A 17113-nucleotide genomic window follows, 5' to 3' on the forward strand; every position below is an offset into this window, starting at 1 on the left:
ATGGCGGCGCGGTCGCACGCGGGTCGCTTGAAAACCACTGCTCGCTATTTGATGAACGCCGCCCACAGTGCAGCATTCGCAAGCGTGCCGGCCTCGTTCATGTGGCAGCCGTCAGGACTGCGGCCTTCATTTCCGATCGTGTCGGTGTCGGGCCCCAGGCGGATGTTCAGTGCTTCATCGACGGCAGATAGTTGACCGGCACGTACCGCAGCCATGTTCTTCGGCGCGACGTAATCGCATTTTGCGCTGCGTGACAGATAGAAGGGCGCATCGAAACCGGCCGCGCGAAATCGTTTCACAAGCTGACGCAACAGCGAAGCATATTGTTCGGCTGACGTCGTCGATGTCGCGTCCGTTTCCCCTTGCTGGAACAGAATATGTGTCGGCGTTAATCCGGCTGCCTTCAGCTTCGAGATGCCGTTGGTGGTCAGAACCGCTCCCTCGTTGTTCAGGAAGAAGAGCGAAGCGCCGCCCCTGGCGAGCGGCGCTAGGATCACGCGATCGTAGCGCCCGGATTGGATCAGGATGTCGCCGAGCCGCGTTGCAAAGCTCCCGCCCAAGCCGTCGGCGCCCAGCAGCGGATCGACTGCGGCGAAGCATTTGCCGGTCGCGGGATCGAAATTGTCGACGGCTTCGCGCGCCGAGTGTCGGGCGCTTCCGAAGTTGGCCGCGTTGCTCTGGCCATGCACGACGATGATGGCCGTTCGCGCAGATGCGGCGGCGCACGGTCGCTCGTCTCGCGCTGGCAGCGCCGTTGCGGCCAAATCGACGTGGGGAGTGGCAGGGGTCAGGAGCTTGTAGCCGACAGCGCCGATCAGCACGCCACCAATCAGGAACGTCACCTTACGCCGCAATGAATAGTCTCCGGATAGTTTGGTTCTCGTCGAAGCCCGGGGCATCCCGCGGTGGCCGCATGCAGGGCAGGGCGCACAATCGGAGGCTGCCCTCGATACAGGCTAGCGGATCGGCGTTGCGATCCTGTTAACGGTTCGGAAAGTCTTGAAACCGTCTTGTCATCAGTCGTGAATAGTTGTTCACTTCTTCAAGGCGATGAGTGCGCTTATCGCTCAAGACATTGAAGGTGTGCGCGTTCTGGCAGGCTCCACGGGGCCCGAGGGCGCGCCGGGGACGGAACGCGCCATGGTGTATCGGCGAACCCATCAGGTCGTAAAGCGGCTGGCGGCGCGGCGTAGCGCGATTCTGGCGGCGGCAAGGGACGCTGCGGCCGAGGGCGGCATGGCGGCGGTGCAGATTGCCCCCGTTGCGGTCCGCGCCAATGTCGCGGCCGGCACCGTCTACCGTTACTTCCCCTCCAAGGCGGAGCTGATTTCCGAACTGATCGCCGAGGTCTCGCGCGACGAACTGGCCGCGATCCGCCGTGCGGCGGATGCCGCTCCGGGGCCGTCCTCGGCGCTGGCCGCCGCCGTCACCACGGTTGCCGTGCATGTGCTGTCGCAGCGCAAGCTCGCCTGGGGCATTCTGGCCGAACCTGTCGATGTCGACGTCTCGGTGTCGCGGCTCGCCAGCCGCCGCGAAATCTCCGGCGAGATTGCTGCCAGAATCGATGCCGCGGTGCGCGCCGGACATCTCCCCGCTCAGGACACGGCGCTCGCCGCCACCGCGCTGCTCGGCGCGCTGCATGAATCGCTGGTCGGTCCCCTGGCGCCCGAGAATCTGGATGACCCCGCGAGGCTGCGCGACGCCGTGCAAACCGTCACATTGTTGGCGCTGCGTGCCGTCGGCGTGATGGATGCCCGTGCCCGTGGCCTCGTGGTGCAGGCGGTGCTGCCGGCGAAGGCGCTGGTCGGGGCGTAGAAACTTCCATCCTGTTCGCGACACGACTTTGTCGCAACCATTTGCCACGCTGCGGCTTATCGACCGGTTCAACCCGTGATCAGGAGGCATGCGATGACGACGACATCAGGATCGGCCAAATGGCAGGGCGGCATCAAGGACGGCAAGGGCGCGATCTCGACCCAAAGCGGCGCGCTGAAAGATTATCCTTACGGCTTTTCCAGCCGCTTCGAGGGTAAGCCCGGCTCCAACCCGGAAGAACTGATCGGCGCCGCGCACGCCGCCTGCTTCACCATGGCGCTGTCGTTGATTTTGGGAGAAGCCAAGCTCACCGCCGAACACATGGAAACCAAGGCCGACGTCACGCTGGAAAAACAGGGCGATGGCTTTGCCATCACCTCGGTTCATCTGACGTTGAATGCGAAGATCCCGGGCGCGGAGAAGGCGACGTTCGAGGAACTGGCTGATAAGGCCAAGGCCGGTTGCCCGGTGTCGAAACTGCTCAACACCAAGATCACGCTGGACGCGACGTTGCAGTAGTTCACCGTCATTCCGGGTTCGATGCTTCGCGCCGCCCCGGAATGACGGGGCCGGTCACTTCTCCGGCTTGCCTTCCCCACCGACAGTGGCGATACGCACCATGTTGGTGGTGCCGGGGATGCGAAGCGGCACACCGGCGACGATGATCACGCGCTGGCCTGCGTTGGCGAAGCCGTCACGAAACGCGATCGAGCCGGCGCGGTCAACCATGTCGTCCTGGTCGTGCGCATCTTCCGCCACCACGCAATGCACGCCCCAGACGACCGACAATTTGCGGCCGGTCGCAAGGTTCGGCGTGATCGCCACCACCGGCAGCTTCGGCCGCTCGCGGGCCACGCGGATCGCCGTGGAGCCCGATGAGGTCCAGCAGATGATCGCCGATAATTCCAGCGTCTCGGCAATCTGCCGCGCGGCGTCCGCGATGGCGTCGCCGACCGTATTCTCCGGGTCGGGCCGCTGCGCCGACAGCACCGAGCGATAGGTTGGGTCGCGCTCTACTTCCTCGCCGATGCGGTTCATGGTCGAAACCGCTTCGACGGGAAATTTGCCGGCGGCAGACTCGGCCGACAGCATGATGGCATCGGCGCCTTCATAGACGGCGGTTGCGACGTCGGAGACTTCGGCGCGCGTCGGCACCGGCGCCTGGATCATCGATTCCAGCATCTGGGTAGCAATCACCACCGGCTTGCCGGCGCGGCGCGCCATCCGCGTCATTTGCTTCTGCAGGCTCGGCACGCGCTCCAGCGGCAACTCGACGCCGAGGTCGCCGCGCGCCACCATCAGCGCGTCGGAAGCGTCGATAATTTCGGCGAGCCGGTCGATCGCCTGCGGCTTCTCGATCTTGGCCATGACAGCGGCGCGGCCGCGGATCATCCGTTTGGCTTCGTTGACGTCCTCGGCGCGCTGCACGAAGGAGAGCGCGATCCAGTCGACCCCGGTCACCAGCGCCGCTTCCAGATCGGCGCGGTCCTTCGGCGTCATCGCCGATACCGGCAGATCCGTATCGGGCAGGCTGACGCCCTTGCGGTCTGACATCTTGCCGCCGATCACCACCCGCGTCACCGCGCGTTCGCTCGAAGTCTCTTCGGCGATCAGGCGCACCTTGCCGTCGTCGAGCAGCAGCGCATGGCCCGGCCGAAGCGCTGCGAGAATTTCCGGATGCGGCAACTGCACGCGGTTATTGTCGCCGGGTGTCTTGTCGGAATCGAGCACGAAGCTCTGGCCGTTCTTGAGCTGGGTCGAACCTTCGGCGAAGGCGCCGAGCCGCAGCTTCGGTCCCTGCAGGTCGACCAGGATGCCGATCGGACGGCCGTAGCTACTCTCGACATTGCGGATAGTATTGACCAGCTCGCGCATCTTGTCGTGCGGGGTGTGGCTCATATTGATGCGGAACACGTCCGCGCCGGCCTCGAACAGCTTCCGGATCATCGCGCTGTCTGACGATGCCGGTCCGAGGGTCGCGAGAATCTTGATACGACGGAGCCGTCTCATTGCTTGGGCGCCGGGGCTGGCGGCAGACCCGGTCCGCCCGGCGGATTGGACAGGCCGGGTACCCCGCCGGGTCCGCCCGGTCCCATTGTGCCCGGAATTCCCGGCACGCGCTGCGCGGGCTGCTCGTTGGCTTCGGTCAGTTGCACGGTCCACGCTCGCTGTTCGCCTGTGTCGACCTCGAAAAAGCCGGTGCGGTCGTAGCCCCGCGCCAGGCAATTCTCGGTTCCCTTGATGGTGAATTCCTTGTCGCGCGAACACATGAAGGCCTGCCCCGACCATTCGCCGCCGCGGTCATAGTCGAGCGCGTAGATGTAATAGTAACGTGCGACAAGAGTTCCCCGCAGCAGCGTCTCGCAACTACGCGATGATACATTCCACCAGCCTTCTGTAGTCCAGCCCTCGGCGTCCTTGTAACCCAGCGCGATGCCGACCCGGCTGGAAGTATTGTTGCAGAGCCGGAAATCGGCCGCCGCCGGACTGCTCCACAGACACGCTGCCGCCAATGCAAGCACCGGCGCCAGGCCGGCGGTCATGCGATCGGAGAGGGAGGTCAGGCAGCGCGAATCTTTTGCAGTCATGCAGCAAAGCTATATCAAATCATTGACGATTTCGCGTGACCAGGCGGGCCTGTCAACGGAAGGGGAACGCCTTTCCCACGCTATGGGAAACCGGCTCCATGTGAAGGTTTGCCAATTTTGCGCGCAGATATGGCAAAATCTGTGACAATTCCCACCTGATATCAATATGCTCGGCACCATGTGACGCAGGACCCAAGGCCATGACGATCGACGACAAAACCAGAACGGAACTGGAAGCCGCCGTTTTCCGGCGTCTGGTCAGCCACCTGCGCACCCGTACCGATGTCCAGAACATCGATCTGATGAATCTGGCCGGCTTCTGCCGCAACTGCCTCTCCAACTGGATGAAGGAAGAGGCCGACGCCAAGGGGGTCGCCGTCAGCAAGGATGAGAGCCGCGAGGCGGTCTACGGCATGCCCTATGAGGAGTGGAAGGCGAAACATCAGGGCACGGCCACCCCGGAGCAGTTGGCCGAGATGAAGAAAATTCACCCCGGGCATTGATCGCAAGTTGCTCCGTCATTCCGGGATGGTCCGAAGGGACCAGACCCGGAATCTCGAGATTCCGGGTTCGATGCTCCGCATCGCCCCGGAATGACGGCTTTCCGCATCTCCTGTGGGCGCGCTGTGGATGAGCGCGATGTTTCCTTGACGCAGGGCCCCCCGATCTTGAGGGTCAATCCTGAAAAAAGCGCCGTGCGGTAACGCGTGCGGCGCTTGATCTTTCAGCTTTACCGTCAGTTCCCATTCAGGAGTACCCGATGGCCACTTCCGCCGCCGCCGTCCAGGACGAGCCCGCGACAAGATTCGCCAAAGACCAGCTCAAGGCCATCATCGAGCGCATCGAGCGTCTGGAAGAAGAAAAGAAGACGATCTCCGACGACATCCGCGACGTCTATGCCGAAGCCAAGGGCAACGGTTTCGACGTCAAGGCGCTGCGCACCATCGTGCGGATGCGCAAGCAGGACGCCAACGAGCGCGCCGAGCAGGAAACCATTTTGGAAACCTACATGCAGGCGCTCGGGATGCTGTGAGGCACACGCTTCGCGTAGCCCGGAGACAGCGAACCCTAGCGCAGCGCGGCGGTACGCAGCACGAACGACTGCGTCGGCAGTTGCATGGTCGCCGATCCCGTGAAGCGGTCGCAGGTCATGCCCATCATCGGGTCTTCCGAGAAGGTCATGGCGATCGCGGCCTGCGGCTTGACGAAGTGGCTGCGCATCTGGGTCATCTCGGTATCACCGAGCACCGTCGTCGACATCGCGCTGCTTGCGCTCGGCGCCAGCATCACGACCCGCATCCAGACACTGTTGCCCTGGGTGGCGGCGAGACGGGTCGAGGTTGCGACCACGCTGTCCTGGCCCTGGGCTCCCTTGGCGACCACGGTATTGATTTCGGTCGCGGCTGCACCGGAATTGCGCGCCGGACGGGCAGGACGCGGGATCGCCGCGGAGGCCGCGACGATGTTCGTGCGGTCGACCGGCGAAGAAGCGGCCGGCGCGTAGGCCATCGCCTTATTGAACGCTTCGGTGACGCTGGCGGTCGGCTGCGGATCAGTGGTGGCGGCGAGCATCTGGCGTGCCCGGAGGGCTGCGACCTGGGCGGGGGTAGCCTGATTCGCCGCGGACGGCACGTCGTCCCAGAAGCCGCGGGAGTTGATGATATCTGCCGGCGTCTGCGGTTTCGGCTCGGCCTTGTCGGCGGAAGCCTGCGCAGCCGGTTTCGCCTCAGCCTTGGCTTTGGGCGCCGCTACGATCTGTGCGTCGGCCGAGGCTAGCTGAATGGTCGCGCCGACCGGCTTCGCGCGCGGTGTCGGCACCGGATCGGCGGATTTCGCAGCCGCCACGCTGGCCGGTGCGGGCTTCTCGTTCTTGAGCGGAGCGCTGGCGCCCTCGTCATCCTCTTCGGTCGACTTGCCGCCCCTGAACAGCGCCGCGAACAGGTTCGGCATCTTGACAGTGGTGGCGTCGCTGCCGTTGCCGCGGCGGTCGATGTCGGCGCGGGCAAGCTCATAGCCCTTCAGCGGACCGCCATTGGAGGGCAAATGCACCGTGCGTCCGTCCGGGAAAATCCTGGCGAGCTGATCGTGGGTCATGCGCGGCCAGTGTCGGACGCTGCCGGTATCGAGATGGACGAACGGCGAGCCTGAGGTCGGATAGAAGCCGACGCCGCCACGCTGCAACCGGAGCCCGGCGGCCCGGATCTGCTCGAGTGGCACGTCCGGAATGTAGAAGTCCATGGCGTGGCCGAGCGTGTGCTGGCTGAAGCGCGCCACGCCGGAGGAGCGACGGCGGAGCATGGAGTTGGTGGCGGGGGAGCGGTAGGCGGAGATGATCTGGATCGGCTTCCTGCCGTCGACGTCGCGGTAAACTTCCCAGAGGATGTCGAACAGGTGACGATCCATCGTGGTCTGGTCCTGGCTGCGCCAGTCGCGGAGGAAATGATTGAGCTTCTTCAGCGCCTCTTCGTCATAGCGCCCGTCGCGCTTGAAGGTAACGGTGAGGTCTTCGCCGGAATGGGTGTGGTGGAAAGAAAGGGTGCGGGTTTCGTTCAGCGCTGTCGCATCATGTACCGTGCCGGCGCCTGCGAGCAGCAATAGCGAAGTTAGGCCGATCCGATATCCGGCCTTTGGCAGAGCAAGCGGATTGAATTGGCGCGCGAAACCAGCCAGCACGTATGAGCCCACCCAGTCGACGAGCGTTCACGGTGTTCTTTTGCAGACCCCGGCAAAAGAGGGTGAACGCTTTCTTAAAGCGGGAGGGTTAACCGAAGTTTACCATCCCGCCCCCAAGCACGCCTTAACCTAACGCGTGGACTGTGGCGAAAAAGTGCCCGGTGCCGAATCCGGCATGGATAGTGGTTAACGTAAACGAACTCGCCCTAGAGACGAGATCGTTGATTTTGTGCGGAAATCGCGCTCGGCGCGGTTACCGGGTGAACCGCTGTTGCGGCCGGCGGCCAACCGGGGCCGGCGGCGTGACGGTCGACGGTCCCCCGAACAGGCGCTCAAAGAATGACGGACCGGACGAGTAGGTGTTGTCGCTCGCAAAGTTGACGCCGGCCGGCAAACCGTCCTTCGGACGCGAATAGCTCGGCTGCGCATGGGCGACCATGGCCTCCAGGTCCCTGCTACGGCCGTTCTTGAGCAGGGCGATCATCGCGGCGTCGCGGCCATAGATGTCCTTGCGGATCTGCAGCTTGCCGGCGTCATCCACAAACGCGGTCTGGTAGGTGATGTTGACCGGGATCGGCGTCGGGAATTTCAAGTCGATCTCGCTGCGGCCGTACATGCTGCGGATCTTTTCCGGCGAGTAGCGCTCGTTCGGCATCACGATGTTGAGCAACGTCGATGCGTATTGATCCGGATTCTGCACCCGCATGCAGCCATGGCTGAACGCGCGTTCTTCTTTGGCGAACAGATGCTTGTCCGGCGTGTCGTGCTGATAGACCAGGAACTTGTTCGGGAAGTTGAAGCGGATGCGGCCGAGCGCGTTGGCCTCGCCGGGCGGCTGCGAAATGTGGATGCTGCCGTCTCGGCGACGCTCGAGCCTCAGACCCATGCGATCCAGCACGGTCGGGTCCTGCTGCAGGGCCGGCAGGTATTCGTTGTAGATGATTGACGGCGGTACGTTCCAGGTCGGATTGACGGTGATGAACTTCATCGTTTCCGTCAGCATCGGCGTCGCATGTTTTCCGGGCTTTCCGGTTACTACACGCGTTGTCCAGACCGGCGCTCCGTTCTGCATCACCTTCAGCGTGAAGTCGGGAACGTTCAGAATGACATAGGCATTGCCGAGCGAGGCCGCGCCGAGCTGGCGCGGCAGCCAGCGCAAGCGCTCCATATTGACGAGGACGGTGTCGATGTGCCGGTCGCGCTTCGGGCTGTTGATGGCCTTGACCGTGCGATCGTCGAGCACGCCGGTCGGCTTGAGGTCGACGCTCTCCTGGAACTTGCGCACGGCGGCGGCAACCTTGGCGTCGTAGTGAGTACCGTCGGGATTCTCGGCGACGCCGAGCTTGGCGCGCAGTTGCGGCACGCGCGAGTCTTCCGGTGCAACTTCACCCTGCTTCTTGGTGGCGGCCTTGAACGCCAGCGCCGGCCCTTCGGCGATGTGGATCATCGGTCCGTCGCCCTGGCCGCGCAGCTCGGCGAGCTTGGCCTTCAGGTCCTTGTAGAGCTTGTGCGGCGGGTTGTAGCCGTCAAGCGCTGCGGAAGCGTCCTTGGCGGCAGAGATGTTGGCCAGCACTTCCGCGGGATCGGTCGGGTGCTCGGGATAGAGGATGTCGGCAGCGACCTGCGACCAGTGCATCCGGCCGCTCTGGGCCTGTCGCGCATAGTCCAGCATGCTCGCGGTCAATTTCAGTTCGGCTTCGGCGAGCTGGTCGGGCGAAGAAGCGGCGGCCGCAAAATCCGGCGCCGGATAGTCGGCCGGATTGAGGCCTTCGGCGGCGGCGTCCTTCAGGCGGGCGATCACGCCCTTGCCGCCGGCGGTCAATGCGCCGGCTTGGGTCCATAGCGGCGCGTAGTCGCGCGCCAAGTAGAACTTCTCGACGGCGGCGCGCTCGTTCTTGCGGTCGAAATAGCGCAGCGACTTGGCGCCGAGCATGTCGCGCAGCCTGTCGGCGACCGGCTGGTCGGCCTGTGCGACGGTGCTTATCTTCACCGGTTCCTTGGCAGGTTCGGGAGCGGGTGCGGTGGCCGTCGCAGCCGGCGGCGCGGCGGTTGCGGCGTCGTTGGCGTTGGTCGCAGGCGCGGTGATTTCGGCCGGCTTGGATTCGGTTGCCTTTGCGGCCGGGCTGGGCTCGGCCGGCTTTTCGGATGCCTTGTCGATTGCCTTGGCTGGGTCAGGCACCGAGGCGGTGGAGTCCATTTTGAAGTCGCCGATGGTCGGAGGCGGGACGTTGGCGGGTTCGGGACGGGGAACTGCTGCGTCGATCGCGAGCTCGGCGGCGCTGGCGCGCGGCGTCGTCGACTGGGCCGCCAGTGCTGAGGTCGCGGACACCGTGAGGAAGGTTGCCGCGACTGCCATCAGCACGCGGTCAAATCCTGCACGATTCATCGAACAGTCACGCATCGTCACACCCCCTTGGGCGAAACTGCTCCGGCATGGAACAGTCGTTGGTATTGCTCGTCATAGCTTGCGCGGGAAAAGCGCCGGCCTCGATTGGTTCTCGTACGCCTGCACGCCACGATCAAACGCAGACGATACATGTGCCCCTTTCATGCAGCCAGCGCCATGCGGGACAACTCACGACAAACTGACCTCAAACTACCCGTTTGCACTCGGGTCACGCGTTTTTGCCACGACCCCTGCTATTTGTCTGTCACCGGCAAGCCACGGTTCAAAAGCTTCCGAATGGCTGATGTCGTTGGTTTGCCACGATCTTTGCCACGCGGACGCCATAATCGCCCGATGGCCGGCCGCTCAATTCGCGTCTCAGTTCGCGTCCTGCGCGCCGCCTTCGGCCGGGTCGTTGGCCGCCGCCTCATCGAGCTTGCGGTAGAGCGTGGAACGGCCGATCTTGAGCCGTCGCGCGACCTCCGACATCTGACCGCGATAATGCGAGATCGCAAAGCGGATGATCTCGTTTTCCATGTCTTCGAGCGGCCGCACCTCGCCGGTCGGCGTCAGCATCACAAGACTGCCGGCATTGGCGAGCGGGGCTATCGGTATTTCACTACCCGAAACCATGGCGGGCGCTGTCGACGGCGCGACGACCAACGGTTCGCTGTGCGGGAGCTGGCCGTCCGGAACGGCCTGGCCAACGGTCTGCGGGAAATCCGACAGGCTGAGCTGGTCGCTCTCGCTCATGACGATGGCGCGATACACCGTATTCTCGAGCTGGCGGATGTTGCCGGGCCAATCGAGCTGCGCGAGATGGGCCACGGCCTCTCCGCTGATGCCGGTGATGGTGCGGTTTTCCTCGGCGGCAATGCGCGCGAGGAAGTGGCGCAGCAGATGCGGAATGTCTTCGCGCCGCATCCGCAGCGGAGGAATCGTCAGCGGCAGCACGTGAAGCCGGTAGAACAGGTCCTCACGGAACGCGCCGCTCTTCACGAGGTTGAGCAGTTTGCGGTTGGTCGCGGAAATGATGCGGACGTCGACCTTGACCGGCTTGCGGCCGCCGACCGCCTCGACCGTGCCTTCCTGCAGCGCGCGCAGCAGCTTTACCTGCGCAGCCAGAGGCAACTCGCCGATCTCGTCGAGAAACAGCGTGCCGCCGGAAGCTTCGACGAACTTGCCCATATGGCGTTCAGTGGCGCCGGTAAAGGCGCCCTTCTCGTGACCGAACAGGATCGATTCAACGAGATTGTCTGGGATGGCGCCGCAATTGACCGCGACGAAGGGCTTGGACTTGCGGTCGCCGGAACCGTGGATGGCGCGGGCGAACAATTCCTTGCCGACGCCGGATTCTCCCTCGATCAGTACCGGAATGCTTGATGTGGCCGCCTTCTGCGCGGTGCGCAGTACGGCTGCCATGGTTTCGCTGCGCGTGATGATGTCGGCAAAGGTCAGCCGGCCTTCGCGGCTATGGCGGATGCGCTGCAGTTCGCCCTTCAGCGCTGAAGCGTTGAGCGCGTTGCGCAGCGACACCTGCAGCCGTTCCAAGCCGACCGGCTTGACCACGAAATCCTGCGCGCCGGCGCGCATCGCCGAAACCACGTTGTCGATGCCGCCATGCGCGGTCTGCACGATGACGGGGATGCTCAGGCCGGCTTCACGCATTTTTGCCAGCACGCCGAGCCCGTCGAGGCCGGGCATGACGAGGTCGAGCACGACCGCGTCGATCGCCTGCGCATCCGGGGCGGTCAGCAATGCCACGGCTGCATCGCCGCTATCGACGACGAGGGGCTCATAGCCGCACTTCTGCACCATGTTTTCAACCAAACGGCGCTGCACCGCGTCGTCATCGGCAATCAAAATGGTGGCAGCCATGGCTCTCCCCGCACGCTACTGAATTGTATCGAATCGGGGCACTTTCGCCGATGCCGATTAACGTACCCTTAATCGTTGAGAACGGCGAAGTTGAGGAGCAGCTAGACGTTGAGGTGGGGCCATACCTCCAGCGCGCCGCGATAGCACATGTCCAAGGCCACATAGAGGATGATCGCGAGGCCGACATAGGCGATCCAGCGGTGCTTCTCCAGGAGGCGCGCGATGAAGTTGGCGGCGAGCCCCATCAGTGCGATGGAAAGCGCCAAGCCGAATACCAGAATCATCGGATGCTCGCGCGCAGCGCCCGCGACGGCGAGCACGTTGTCGAGCGACATCGACACGTCGGCGAGCGTGATCTGCCAGACGGCCTGGCCAAGTGTCTTTTTATGGCCGGCCGGGGCGGAGCCTTCGATCGTGCTTGCGGCTGAGAGACTCTGCACTTTCGGTTCATGATGATGCGACGTACGCAACTCGCGCCACATCTTCCAGCACACCCAAAGCAGGAGAATGCCGCCGGCGAGCAACAGCCCGATGATCTGCAGCAACTGGACCGTCACGGAGGCGAAACCGATACGCAGCGCCGTGGCGGCCAATATGCCGATCACAATCGCCTTCCTGCGCTGACCCTCGGGGAGGCCTGCGGCTGCAAGCCCGATGACGATCGCATTGTCGCCGGCGAGCACCAGGTCGATCATGATGACCTGGAAAAGCGCTGTCAGGTGTTCTGAGGAGATTAGTTCCAGCATGCGGGCCACTCCGTTGAAGGTCCAATCCGACATCGCAGTTCGCTTGAACTGCCAGAGGGGCCCGGGCTTGGACGTGCGTAGACAAAAGACGCAGTCAGACTGCGGAAATGTTGTTCCGGTTACTCAGCTTGGTTCGAGAGGGTGAAAAGCCTGACCATCTGGTCCGGCTCGATCAAAACGGAGAGGACGACGCCGATGAACGTCAGGCTTCCGGCGAGGTCGAACCACATGATGCGGAAGCGATCGCGCCGGCAAAGCAGCGCGAAGCCCGCTGTCACAGCAGCAACAGCAAACAGCAGGGTGACGATCGCGGGCGCCAGAGCATCCGCCGGCACTACGTTTCGGATACCGAAGGTCGCGATCAGCGCCACGATCAGAATGCCGGCAAACAACTCCTTGCCGCGAGCCGCAGGTGCTCGGTCATTCGTTCGGGCAATCTGACTGCGGTCCAAAAAAGCCATCGGAATCTTATTCGCGAGCTGAGATTGTGGTAGGGAACTTCACCGATCCCGGTATTCATTCTGACTAGTTTAGTAATCATGAAACGAGCGAAACATCAAGGCGTTTTCACTGAACGGCTTCCGGGCAAGGCTGCGCCCGAAGCCAAGCAATTGCGGAAACTGGCTGGGGATTGGCTCAAGCAGCGTCGGGCGGATGCCGAATTGTCGCAGGCGGATCTCGCTGCACGCCTTGGCTTGAAGTATTACACTTTCATCTCACAGGTCGAGAACGGCTTCAGCCGAGTTCCAACTGAAATCATGGGGGCATGGGCCGACGAATTGGGTATTGAACAGGCAGCCTTCGCTAAGCATCTGTTAATATACTACGAGCCGGAATTGCACCGGCTGCTGTTCGGAGCGGAAAACAAATGAGCGTCGTGGCGTTCGAGCGCAAACAGAACACCGGCGAATGGAGTGAAAGGGAGCTGAGCACCATCTTGGCGGCGCTGAGCGCGGCGACTGCGCCGGGGACCGGACGCGAATGGGAAACCGGCGTGACGGAAAGGGGCGACGTCCAGTTCTATCTGCTGAGCCCGCTGCCGGATCAGGCCTGTGAGTTGTGCGTGTCCCGGATCGGGGGCCGTTACATCCTGGAAGACGGATCGGGCCGGCTGCTGTTCGAGCATCGCAACCTCGATCTCGTGGCGCTGCACGCGAAGGCCGCCGTCCCGTCGACGTCGTGGCTCATGGTCCGCGTGATCATGTTGTGGTGTGCGATTCGTAGTGCGACCGACGAAAAGCTCGATCTGATGCTCCTCGAGGGCGAAGAGCTGTTCGTCCAGTTCGTGCCGCAGCTCGCGGCTTTCGCCTGATCTCGCAAGCCGATTTCCTGATCACCTCCCAATTTTTGAAAGTGTCATGCGCGCAAAATCTGCGACCTCCCGAGCCGGCAAATCGTCCCGCAAGCCCGCCACCAGCAGCAAGGTGACCGCAGCTAAATCCAAAACCGGCAAACTGCCGGAATGGAACCTCGCCGATCTCTATTCCGGTATCGCCGCATCTGAGATCGCCCGCGATCTGCAAAAGATGGATGCCGACTGCGTTGCGTTTGAGACGGACTACAAGGGCAAGTTGGCGGAAGGTCTCGCTGAGGACGATGGCGGCCGCTGGCTCGCCGAAGCCGTCAGGCGTTACGAGGCGATCGACGATCTCGCCGGCCGGCTCGGCTCCTATGCCGGCCTCGTTCATGCCGGCGACAGCGTCGATCCCGCGATCTCCAAGTTTTATGGCGACGTCTCCGAGCGGCTGACGGCGGCCTCGCTGCATCTTCTGTTCTTCGCGCTCGAACTTAATCGCATCGACGATGCCGTCATCGAGCGCGCGATGCAGACGCCGGAGCTCGGGCATTACCGGCCGTGGATCGAGGATCTGCGCAAGGACAAGCCGTATCAGCTTGAGGATCGTGTCGAGCAGTTGTTTCACGAAAAGTCCCAGAGCGGTTATGCCGCCTGGAATCGGCTGTTCGACCAGACCATCTCCGGCCTGCGTTTCAAGGTCGGCGCTAAGGAGCTCGCGATCGAGCCGACGCTCAATCTGCTGCAGGACCGCGCGCCGGAAAAGCGCAAGGCCGCCGGGCAAGCGCTGGCGAAGACGTTCAAGGACAATGAGCGGACGTTTGCGCTGATCACCAACACGCTCGCCAAGGACAAGGAGATTTCCGACCGCTGGCGCGGTTTCCAGGATGTCGCGGATTCGCGCCACCTGAACAACCGCGTCGAGCGCGAGGTCGTCGATGCTCTGGTCGGCTCGGTTCGCGCGGCCTATCCGCGGCTGTCGCACCGCTATTACAATCTGAAGGCCGGCTGGTTCAAAAAAAAGAAGCTCGCGCATTGGGACCGCAATGCGCCGCTGCCGTTTGCTGCGACCGGCACGATCGCCTGGCCCGAGGCGCAGAAGATGGTGTTGACGGCGTATCGCGGCTTCTCCACCGAGATGGCCGCGATCGCCGAGCGCTTCTTCACCGATCGCTGGATCGATGCGCCGGTGCGGCCGGGCAAGGCGCCGGGCGCGTTCTCGCACCCGACTACGCCGTCCGCGCATCCCTATGTGCTGATGAATTACCAGGGCAAGCCGCGCGACGTGATGACCCTGGCGCATGAACTCGGCCATGGCGTGCATCAGGTGCTGGCGGCGAAGAATGGCGCGCTGATGGCGCCGACGCCGCTGACGCTGGCGGAGACCGCGAGCGTGTTCGGCGAAATGCTCACCTTCAAGCGGCTATTGTCTCAGACCAAGAACGCCAAGCAGCGCCAGGCGCTGCTCGCCGGCAAGGTCGAGGACATGATCAACACCGTGGTGCGGCAGATCGCGTTCTATTCGTTCGAGCGCGCCATTCATACCGAACGCAAGAACGGTGAATTGACGGCGGAGCGTATCGGCCAGATCTGGCTCAGCGTGCAGGGCGAAAGCCTTGGCCCGGCCATTGATATCCGGCCGGGCTATGAGAATTTCTGGATGTACATTCCGCACTTCATCCATTCGCCGTTCTACGTTTACGCCTATGCGTTCGGCGACTGCCTGGTGAACTCGCTGTACGCGGTCTACGAGAACGCCTCCGAAGGCTTTGCCGAGCGCTATCTCGCCATGCTCGCGGCCGGCGGCACGAAGCACTATTCCGAACTGCTGAAGCCGTTCGGGCTCGATGCCAAGGACCCCAAGTTCTGGGACGGCGGGCTGTCGGTCATATCCGGCATGATCGACGAGTTGGAGACAATGGGCTGACGGCGGCGCCCGCGGCCACGAAACGGAATTGTGATGGGCGCGGACACAATTTCAGCCGCCGTCGCCCTCCATGATGGCGGTGACGACAGAAGGGGAGTGCCCCATGATCGACACCCCGACGCGGCGCGTTGTACTTGGAGCCGGAGTCTTCGCAGCCGGTTCGCTGCTCATGGCCGATGGCAGCTTGGCCCAGGCCCCGCTTGCCCTTACGCCCGAATGCCATGACGGCGACGCCGCCACAGTGCCGCAAACCGAAGGGCCATTCTTCAAGCCGTCGTCGCCTGAGCGAACCGAGCTGTTCGAAGAGGGCATGGCAGGACAGCCGATCGAACTGGTTGGCTTCGTGCTCAGTCGCGCCTGCAAGCCGCTCGCCGGCGCCTTGCTGGATTTCTGGCAGGCCGACGACAAGGGCCGCTATGACAATTCCGGTTTCCGCCTGCGCGGCCATCAATTCTCCGACGCGGAAGGGCGCTATCGATTGCGCAGCATCGTGCCCGGCATTTACGTTGGCCGGACGCGCCACATCCATGTGAAGGTGCAGCCGCGCGGCGGCCGCGTGTTGACGACCCAGCTCTATTTCCCCGGCGAGGCACAAAACCGCTCCGACGGCCTCTTCCGCAAGGACTTGCAGATTCGCACGGCCAAGAACGCAGGATGGCTCGCCGGGCGTTTCGACTTCGTGCTCGGATAGGGCGTTTTCAAGCGAAGCCGGGAGTTTGCGGGCGTAAAACATTTGTTGAACGGATTGAGAAGGCCTGTTATACATATTGTATAACGGAGCTGGTGCCATGAACAAAACCCCTCGCGGCATGGAAGAGGCCTCTCGCGATTACAAGCTGGAGGACACCGCGCTTCAAATTCGGAAGATCGGCAATTCGGTTGGTGTGATCCTGCCGAAAGAGCTTCTTGCCCGGCTCAATCTCAAGGAGGGAGACAAGTTCTACCCGGTCGAGCAACCGGATGGCAGTCTGCGGCTTTCGCCATTCAACCCCAAGCACGCGCGGACCATGGAAATCGCTCGCCAGGTCATGCACGAATATCGCGATACGTTTGCAGCGCTTGCAAAATGAGCGAGCCAATTTGGCTCGATGTCGATGAAGTCATCGACATGCATGCCGAGCAACTGGCGATATTTGGTGGACCGGAGGGCATTCGGGATCGCGGCCTTCTCGAGTCGGCGGTTTTGCGACCGGTCAACCAATGGAATTACGGTCAGACGGATATGGCTGCACTCGCCGCGGCCTATGCCTTCGGTCTTGCTCGCAACCATGCATTTGTGGACGGCAACAAGCGTATCGCGTTCCACGCCATGATGGTCTTCTTGCGCATCAACGAGATACGTTTTGCGCCCGACCCGGCACACGCCACGGCCATTATCCTCTCCCTCGCCGCGGGCGAGGTCAGCGAGGAAAGCCTGACCCGCTGGATCCGGGATAATTGGCCTTCCGAATGACCCGATAGGCAGGGGGCCGTTGCCCTCCCAAACGCTTTGCGGTAATTGCACGCGAGAAACGCGGATTTTGACTGGGGATACCGATGGCAGACCATAACGAAGTGGCCTACACGACCGCTGACGGCAACGACTACGAGGCCCATGAGCAGACCTATGAAGGTTTCATCATGCTGGTCAAATACGGCACCGTCGCCGTCGTGATCATCGTCGCCCTGATGGGCTACTTCCTGACCTGACGCCTCACCGCCCGCACCGCCGATATCGGGCGGTGGCCGGAAATTGCACGCATGCCGGTTGCGAAACCGGTATCCAGCTAAGCGAAAAAGACGCTAGTTTGCTTGCGCGCGCCTGCC

At 63.0% G+C, this 17113-nt stretch carries 19 protein-coding genes; 11 read left to right on the plus strand and 8 right to left on the minus strand.

Features of this window, described 5'->3' with window-relative positions; translation table 11 throughout:
* Positions 1 to 44: 44 nt before the first annotated feature.
* Positions 45 to 854, minus strand: coding sequence for a sialate O-acetylesterase (locus CP49_RS19685; RefSeq protein WP_057851875.1), 810 nt, complete (start codon positions 852 to 854; stop codon positions 45 to 47).
* Positions 855 to 1140: 286 nt separating this feature from the next.
* On the opposite strand from CP49_RS19685, the gene CP49_RS19690 reads away from it, so the two are divergent.
* Entirely contained in the window at positions 1141 to 1815 is a 675-nt protein-coding gene (locus tag CP49_RS19690) for a TetR/AcrR family transcriptional regulator (RefSeq protein ID WP_057851941.1), read from the plus strand.
* 93 nt (positions 1816 to 1908) lie between these two features.
* Positions 1909 to 2334, plus strand: a complete 426-nt coding sequence (locus CP49_RS19695) for an OsmC family protein (RefSeq protein WP_057851876.1) — start codon at positions 1909 to 1911, stop codon at positions 2332 to 2334.
* 54 nt (positions 2335 to 2388) lie between these two features.
* Here CP49_RS19695 and pyk read toward each other — a convergent pair whose 3' ends face one another.
* Positions 2389 to 3825: a pyruvate kinase gene (pyk, locus tag CP49_RS19700; RefSeq protein ID WP_057851877.1), complete on the minus strand. Its 1437-nt coding sequence runs from the start codon at positions 3823 to 3825 to the stop codon at positions 2389 to 2391.
* The gene (locus CP49_RS19705) at positions 3822 to 4403 is read right to left on the minus strand and encodes a DUF1036 domain-containing protein (protein ID WP_057851878.1); all 582 of its coding nucleotides are present in this window, start codon (positions 4401 to 4403) and stop codon (positions 3822 to 3824) included. Before CP49_RS19705 ends, pyk begins: the two co-directional genes overlap by 4 nt.
* Positions 4404 to 4603: 200 nt before the next feature.
* Between CP49_RS19705 and CP49_RS19710 the strand changes: the two genes are divergently transcribed.
* Both CP49_RS19710 and CP49_RS19715 read left to right on the plus strand, forming a co-directional pair.
* Positions 4604 to 4906: a DUF1244 domain-containing protein gene (locus CP49_RS19710; RefSeq protein WP_057851879.1), complete on the plus strand. Its 303-nt coding sequence runs from the start codon at positions 4604 to 4606 to the stop codon at positions 4904 to 4906.
* 257 nt (positions 4907 to 5163) lie between these two features.
* The gene (locus CP49_RS19715; RefSeq protein ID WP_057851880.1) at positions 5164 to 5436 is read left to right on the plus strand and encodes a DUF2312 domain-containing protein; all 273 of its coding nucleotides are present in this window, start codon (positions 5164 to 5166) and stop codon (positions 5434 to 5436) included.
* Positions 5437 to 5471: 35 nt separating this feature from the next.
* On the opposite strand, the gene CP49_RS19720 is transcribed toward CP49_RS19715, so the two are convergent.
* The 5 genes from CP49_RS19720 to CP49_RS19740 all read right to left on the minus strand — a co-directional run bounded on the left by CP49_RS19720 (position 5472) and on the right by CP49_RS19740 (position 12457).
* On the minus strand, positions 5472 to 7076 hold the full coding sequence (locus CP49_RS19720) for a peptidoglycan L,D-endopeptidase MepK (protein ID WP_245310761.1): 1605 nt from the start codon (positions 7074 to 7076) through the stop codon (positions 5472 to 5474).
* Positions 7077 to 7329: 253 nt separating this feature from the next.
* A complete protein-coding gene (locus CP49_RS19725; RefSeq protein ID WP_057851882.1) occupies positions 7330 to 9477 on the minus strand; it encodes a L,D-transpeptidase family protein in 2148 nt (715 codons plus the stop codon).
* Between the two features lie 363 nt (positions 9478 to 9840).
* Positions 9841 to 11340, minus strand: a complete 1500-nt coding sequence (locus CP49_RS19730; protein WP_057851883.1) for a sigma-54-dependent transcriptional regulator — start codon at positions 11338 to 11340, stop codon at positions 9841 to 9843.
* Between the two features lie 101 nt (positions 11341 to 11441).
* The gene (locus CP49_RS19735; protein ID WP_057851942.1) at positions 11442 to 12086 is read right to left on the minus strand and encodes a TerC family protein; all 645 of its coding nucleotides are present in this window, start codon (positions 12084 to 12086) and stop codon (positions 11442 to 11444) included.
* A gap of 119 nt (positions 12087 to 12205) precedes the next feature.
* Positions 12206 to 12457, minus strand: coding sequence for a hypothetical protein (locus tag CP49_RS19740; RefSeq protein WP_156438524.1), 252 nt, complete (start codon positions 12455 to 12457; stop codon positions 12206 to 12208).
* Between the two features lie 168 nt (positions 12458 to 12625).
* Here CP49_RS19740 and CP49_RS19745 point away from each other — a divergent pair, with 168 nt between their 5' ends.
* The 7 genes from CP49_RS19745 to CP49_RS19775 all read left to right on the plus strand — a co-directional run bounded on the left by CP49_RS19745 (position 12626) and on the right by CP49_RS19775 (position 16996).
* Positions 12626 to 12958 (plus strand): helix-turn-helix domain-containing protein, encoded by a 333-nt coding sequence (locus tag CP49_RS19745; RefSeq protein WP_057851885.1) that lies wholly within the window; start codon positions 12626 to 12628, stop codon positions 12956 to 12958.
* Positions 12955 to 13398 (plus strand): hypothetical protein, encoded by a 444-nt coding sequence (locus CP49_RS19750; protein ID WP_057851886.1) that lies wholly within the window; start codon positions 12955 to 12957, stop codon positions 13396 to 13398. The genes CP49_RS19745 and CP49_RS19750 overlap by 4 nt, the downstream gene beginning before the upstream one ends.
* A 46-nt stretch (positions 13399 to 13444) precedes the next feature.
* Positions 13445 to 15307 (plus strand): M3 family oligoendopeptidase, encoded by a 1863-nt coding sequence (locus tag CP49_RS19755; protein WP_057851887.1) that lies wholly within the window; start codon positions 13445 to 13447, stop codon positions 15305 to 15307.
* Positions 15308 to 15377: 70 nt separating this feature from the next.
* Positions 15378 to 15998: a dioxygenase family protein gene (locus CP49_RS19760; RefSeq protein ID WP_156438525.1), complete on the plus strand. Its 621-nt coding sequence runs from the start codon at positions 15378 to 15380 to the stop codon at positions 15996 to 15998.
* A 118-nt stretch (positions 15999 to 16116) separates the two neighbouring features.
* Positions 16117 to 16377 carry an AbrB/MazE/SpoVT family DNA-binding domain-containing protein gene (locus CP49_RS19765; RefSeq protein WP_057851889.1) on the plus strand — a complete coding sequence of 87 codons (261 nt, stop codon included), beginning with the start codon at positions 16117 to 16119 and terminating at the stop codon, positions 16375 to 16377.
* Complete coding sequence (locus CP49_RS19770; protein ID WP_057851890.1) at positions 16374 to 16760, plus strand: type II toxin-antitoxin system death-on-curing family toxin; 387 nt, start codon at positions 16374 to 16376, stop codon at positions 16758 to 16760. The genes CP49_RS19765 and CP49_RS19770 overlap by 4 nt, the downstream gene beginning before the upstream one ends.
* A gap of 83 nt (positions 16761 to 16843) precedes the next feature.
* Positions 16844 to 16996, plus strand: coding sequence for an aa3-type cytochrome c oxidase subunit IV (locus tag CP49_RS19775; RefSeq protein ID WP_057851891.1), 153 nt, complete (start codon positions 16844 to 16846; stop codon positions 16994 to 16996).
* Positions 16997 to 17113 lie beyond the last annotated feature (117 nt).

This window comes from Bradyrhizobium valentinum (genome assembly GCF_001440405.1).
Lineage (GTDB): Bacteria > Pseudomonadota > Alphaproteobacteria > Rhizobiales > Xanthobacteraceae > Bradyrhizobium > Bradyrhizobium valentinum.

Coding starts and splice junctions, on each gene's coding strand:
- CP49_RS19765 (WP_057851889.1), top strand. CDS start 16,117: ATGGAAGAGGCCTCTCGCGATTACAAGCTGGAGGACACCGCGCTTCAA.
- CP49_RS19775 (WP_057851891.1), top strand. CDS start 16,844: ATGGCAGACCATAACGAAGTGGCCTACACGACCGCTGACGGCAACGAC.
- pyk (WP_057851877.1), bottom strand. CDS start 3,825: ATGAGACGGCTCCGTCGTATCAAGATTCTCGCGACCCTCGGACCGGCA.
- CP49_RS19735 (WP_057851942.1), bottom strand. CDS start 12,086: ATGCTGGAACTAATCTCCTCAGAACACCTGACAGCGCTTTTCCAGGTC.
- CP49_RS19715 (WP_057851880.1), top strand. CDS start 5,164: ATGGCCACTTCCGCCGCCGCCGTCCAGGACGAGCCCGCGACAAGATTC.
- CP49_RS19695 (WP_057851876.1), top strand. CDS start 1,909: ATGACGACGACATCAGGATCGGCCAAATGGCAGGGCGGCATCAAGGAC.
- CP49_RS19710 (WP_057851879.1), top strand. CDS start 4,604: ATGACGATCGACGACAAAACCAGAACGGAACTGGAAGCCGCCGTTTTC.
- CP49_RS19750 (WP_057851886.1), top strand. CDS start 12,955: ATGAGCGTCGTGGCGTTCGAGCGCAAACAGAACACCGGCGAATGGAGT.
- CP49_RS19760 (WP_156438525.1), top strand. CDS start 15,378: ATGATGGCGGTGACGACAGAAGGGGAGTGCCCCATGATCGACACCCCG.
- CP49_RS19730 (WP_057851883.1), bottom strand. CDS start 11,340: ATGGCTGCCACCATTTTGATTGCCGATGACGACGCGGTGCAGCGCCGT.
- CP49_RS19770 (WP_057851890.1), top strand. CDS start 16,374: ATGAGCGAGCCAATTTGGCTCGATGTCGATGAAGTCATCGACATGCAT.
- CP49_RS19755 (WP_057851887.1), top strand. CDS start 13,445: ATGCGCGCAAAATCTGCGACCTCCCGAGCCGGCAAATCGTCCCGCAAG.
- CP49_RS19705 (WP_057851878.1), bottom strand. CDS start 4,403: ATGACTGCAAAAGATTCGCGCTGCCTGACCTCCCTCTCCGATCGCATG.
- CP49_RS19690 (WP_057851941.1), top strand. CDS start 1,141: ATGGTGTATCGGCGAACCCATCAGGTCGTAAAGCGGCTGGCGGCGCGG.
- CP49_RS19745 (WP_057851885.1), top strand. CDS start 12,626: ATGAAACGAGCGAAACATCAAGGCGTTTTCACTGAACGGCTTCCGGGC.
- CP49_RS19725 (WP_057851882.1), bottom strand. CDS start 9,477: ATGCGTGACTGTTCGATGAATCGTGCAGGATTTGACCGCGTGCTGATG.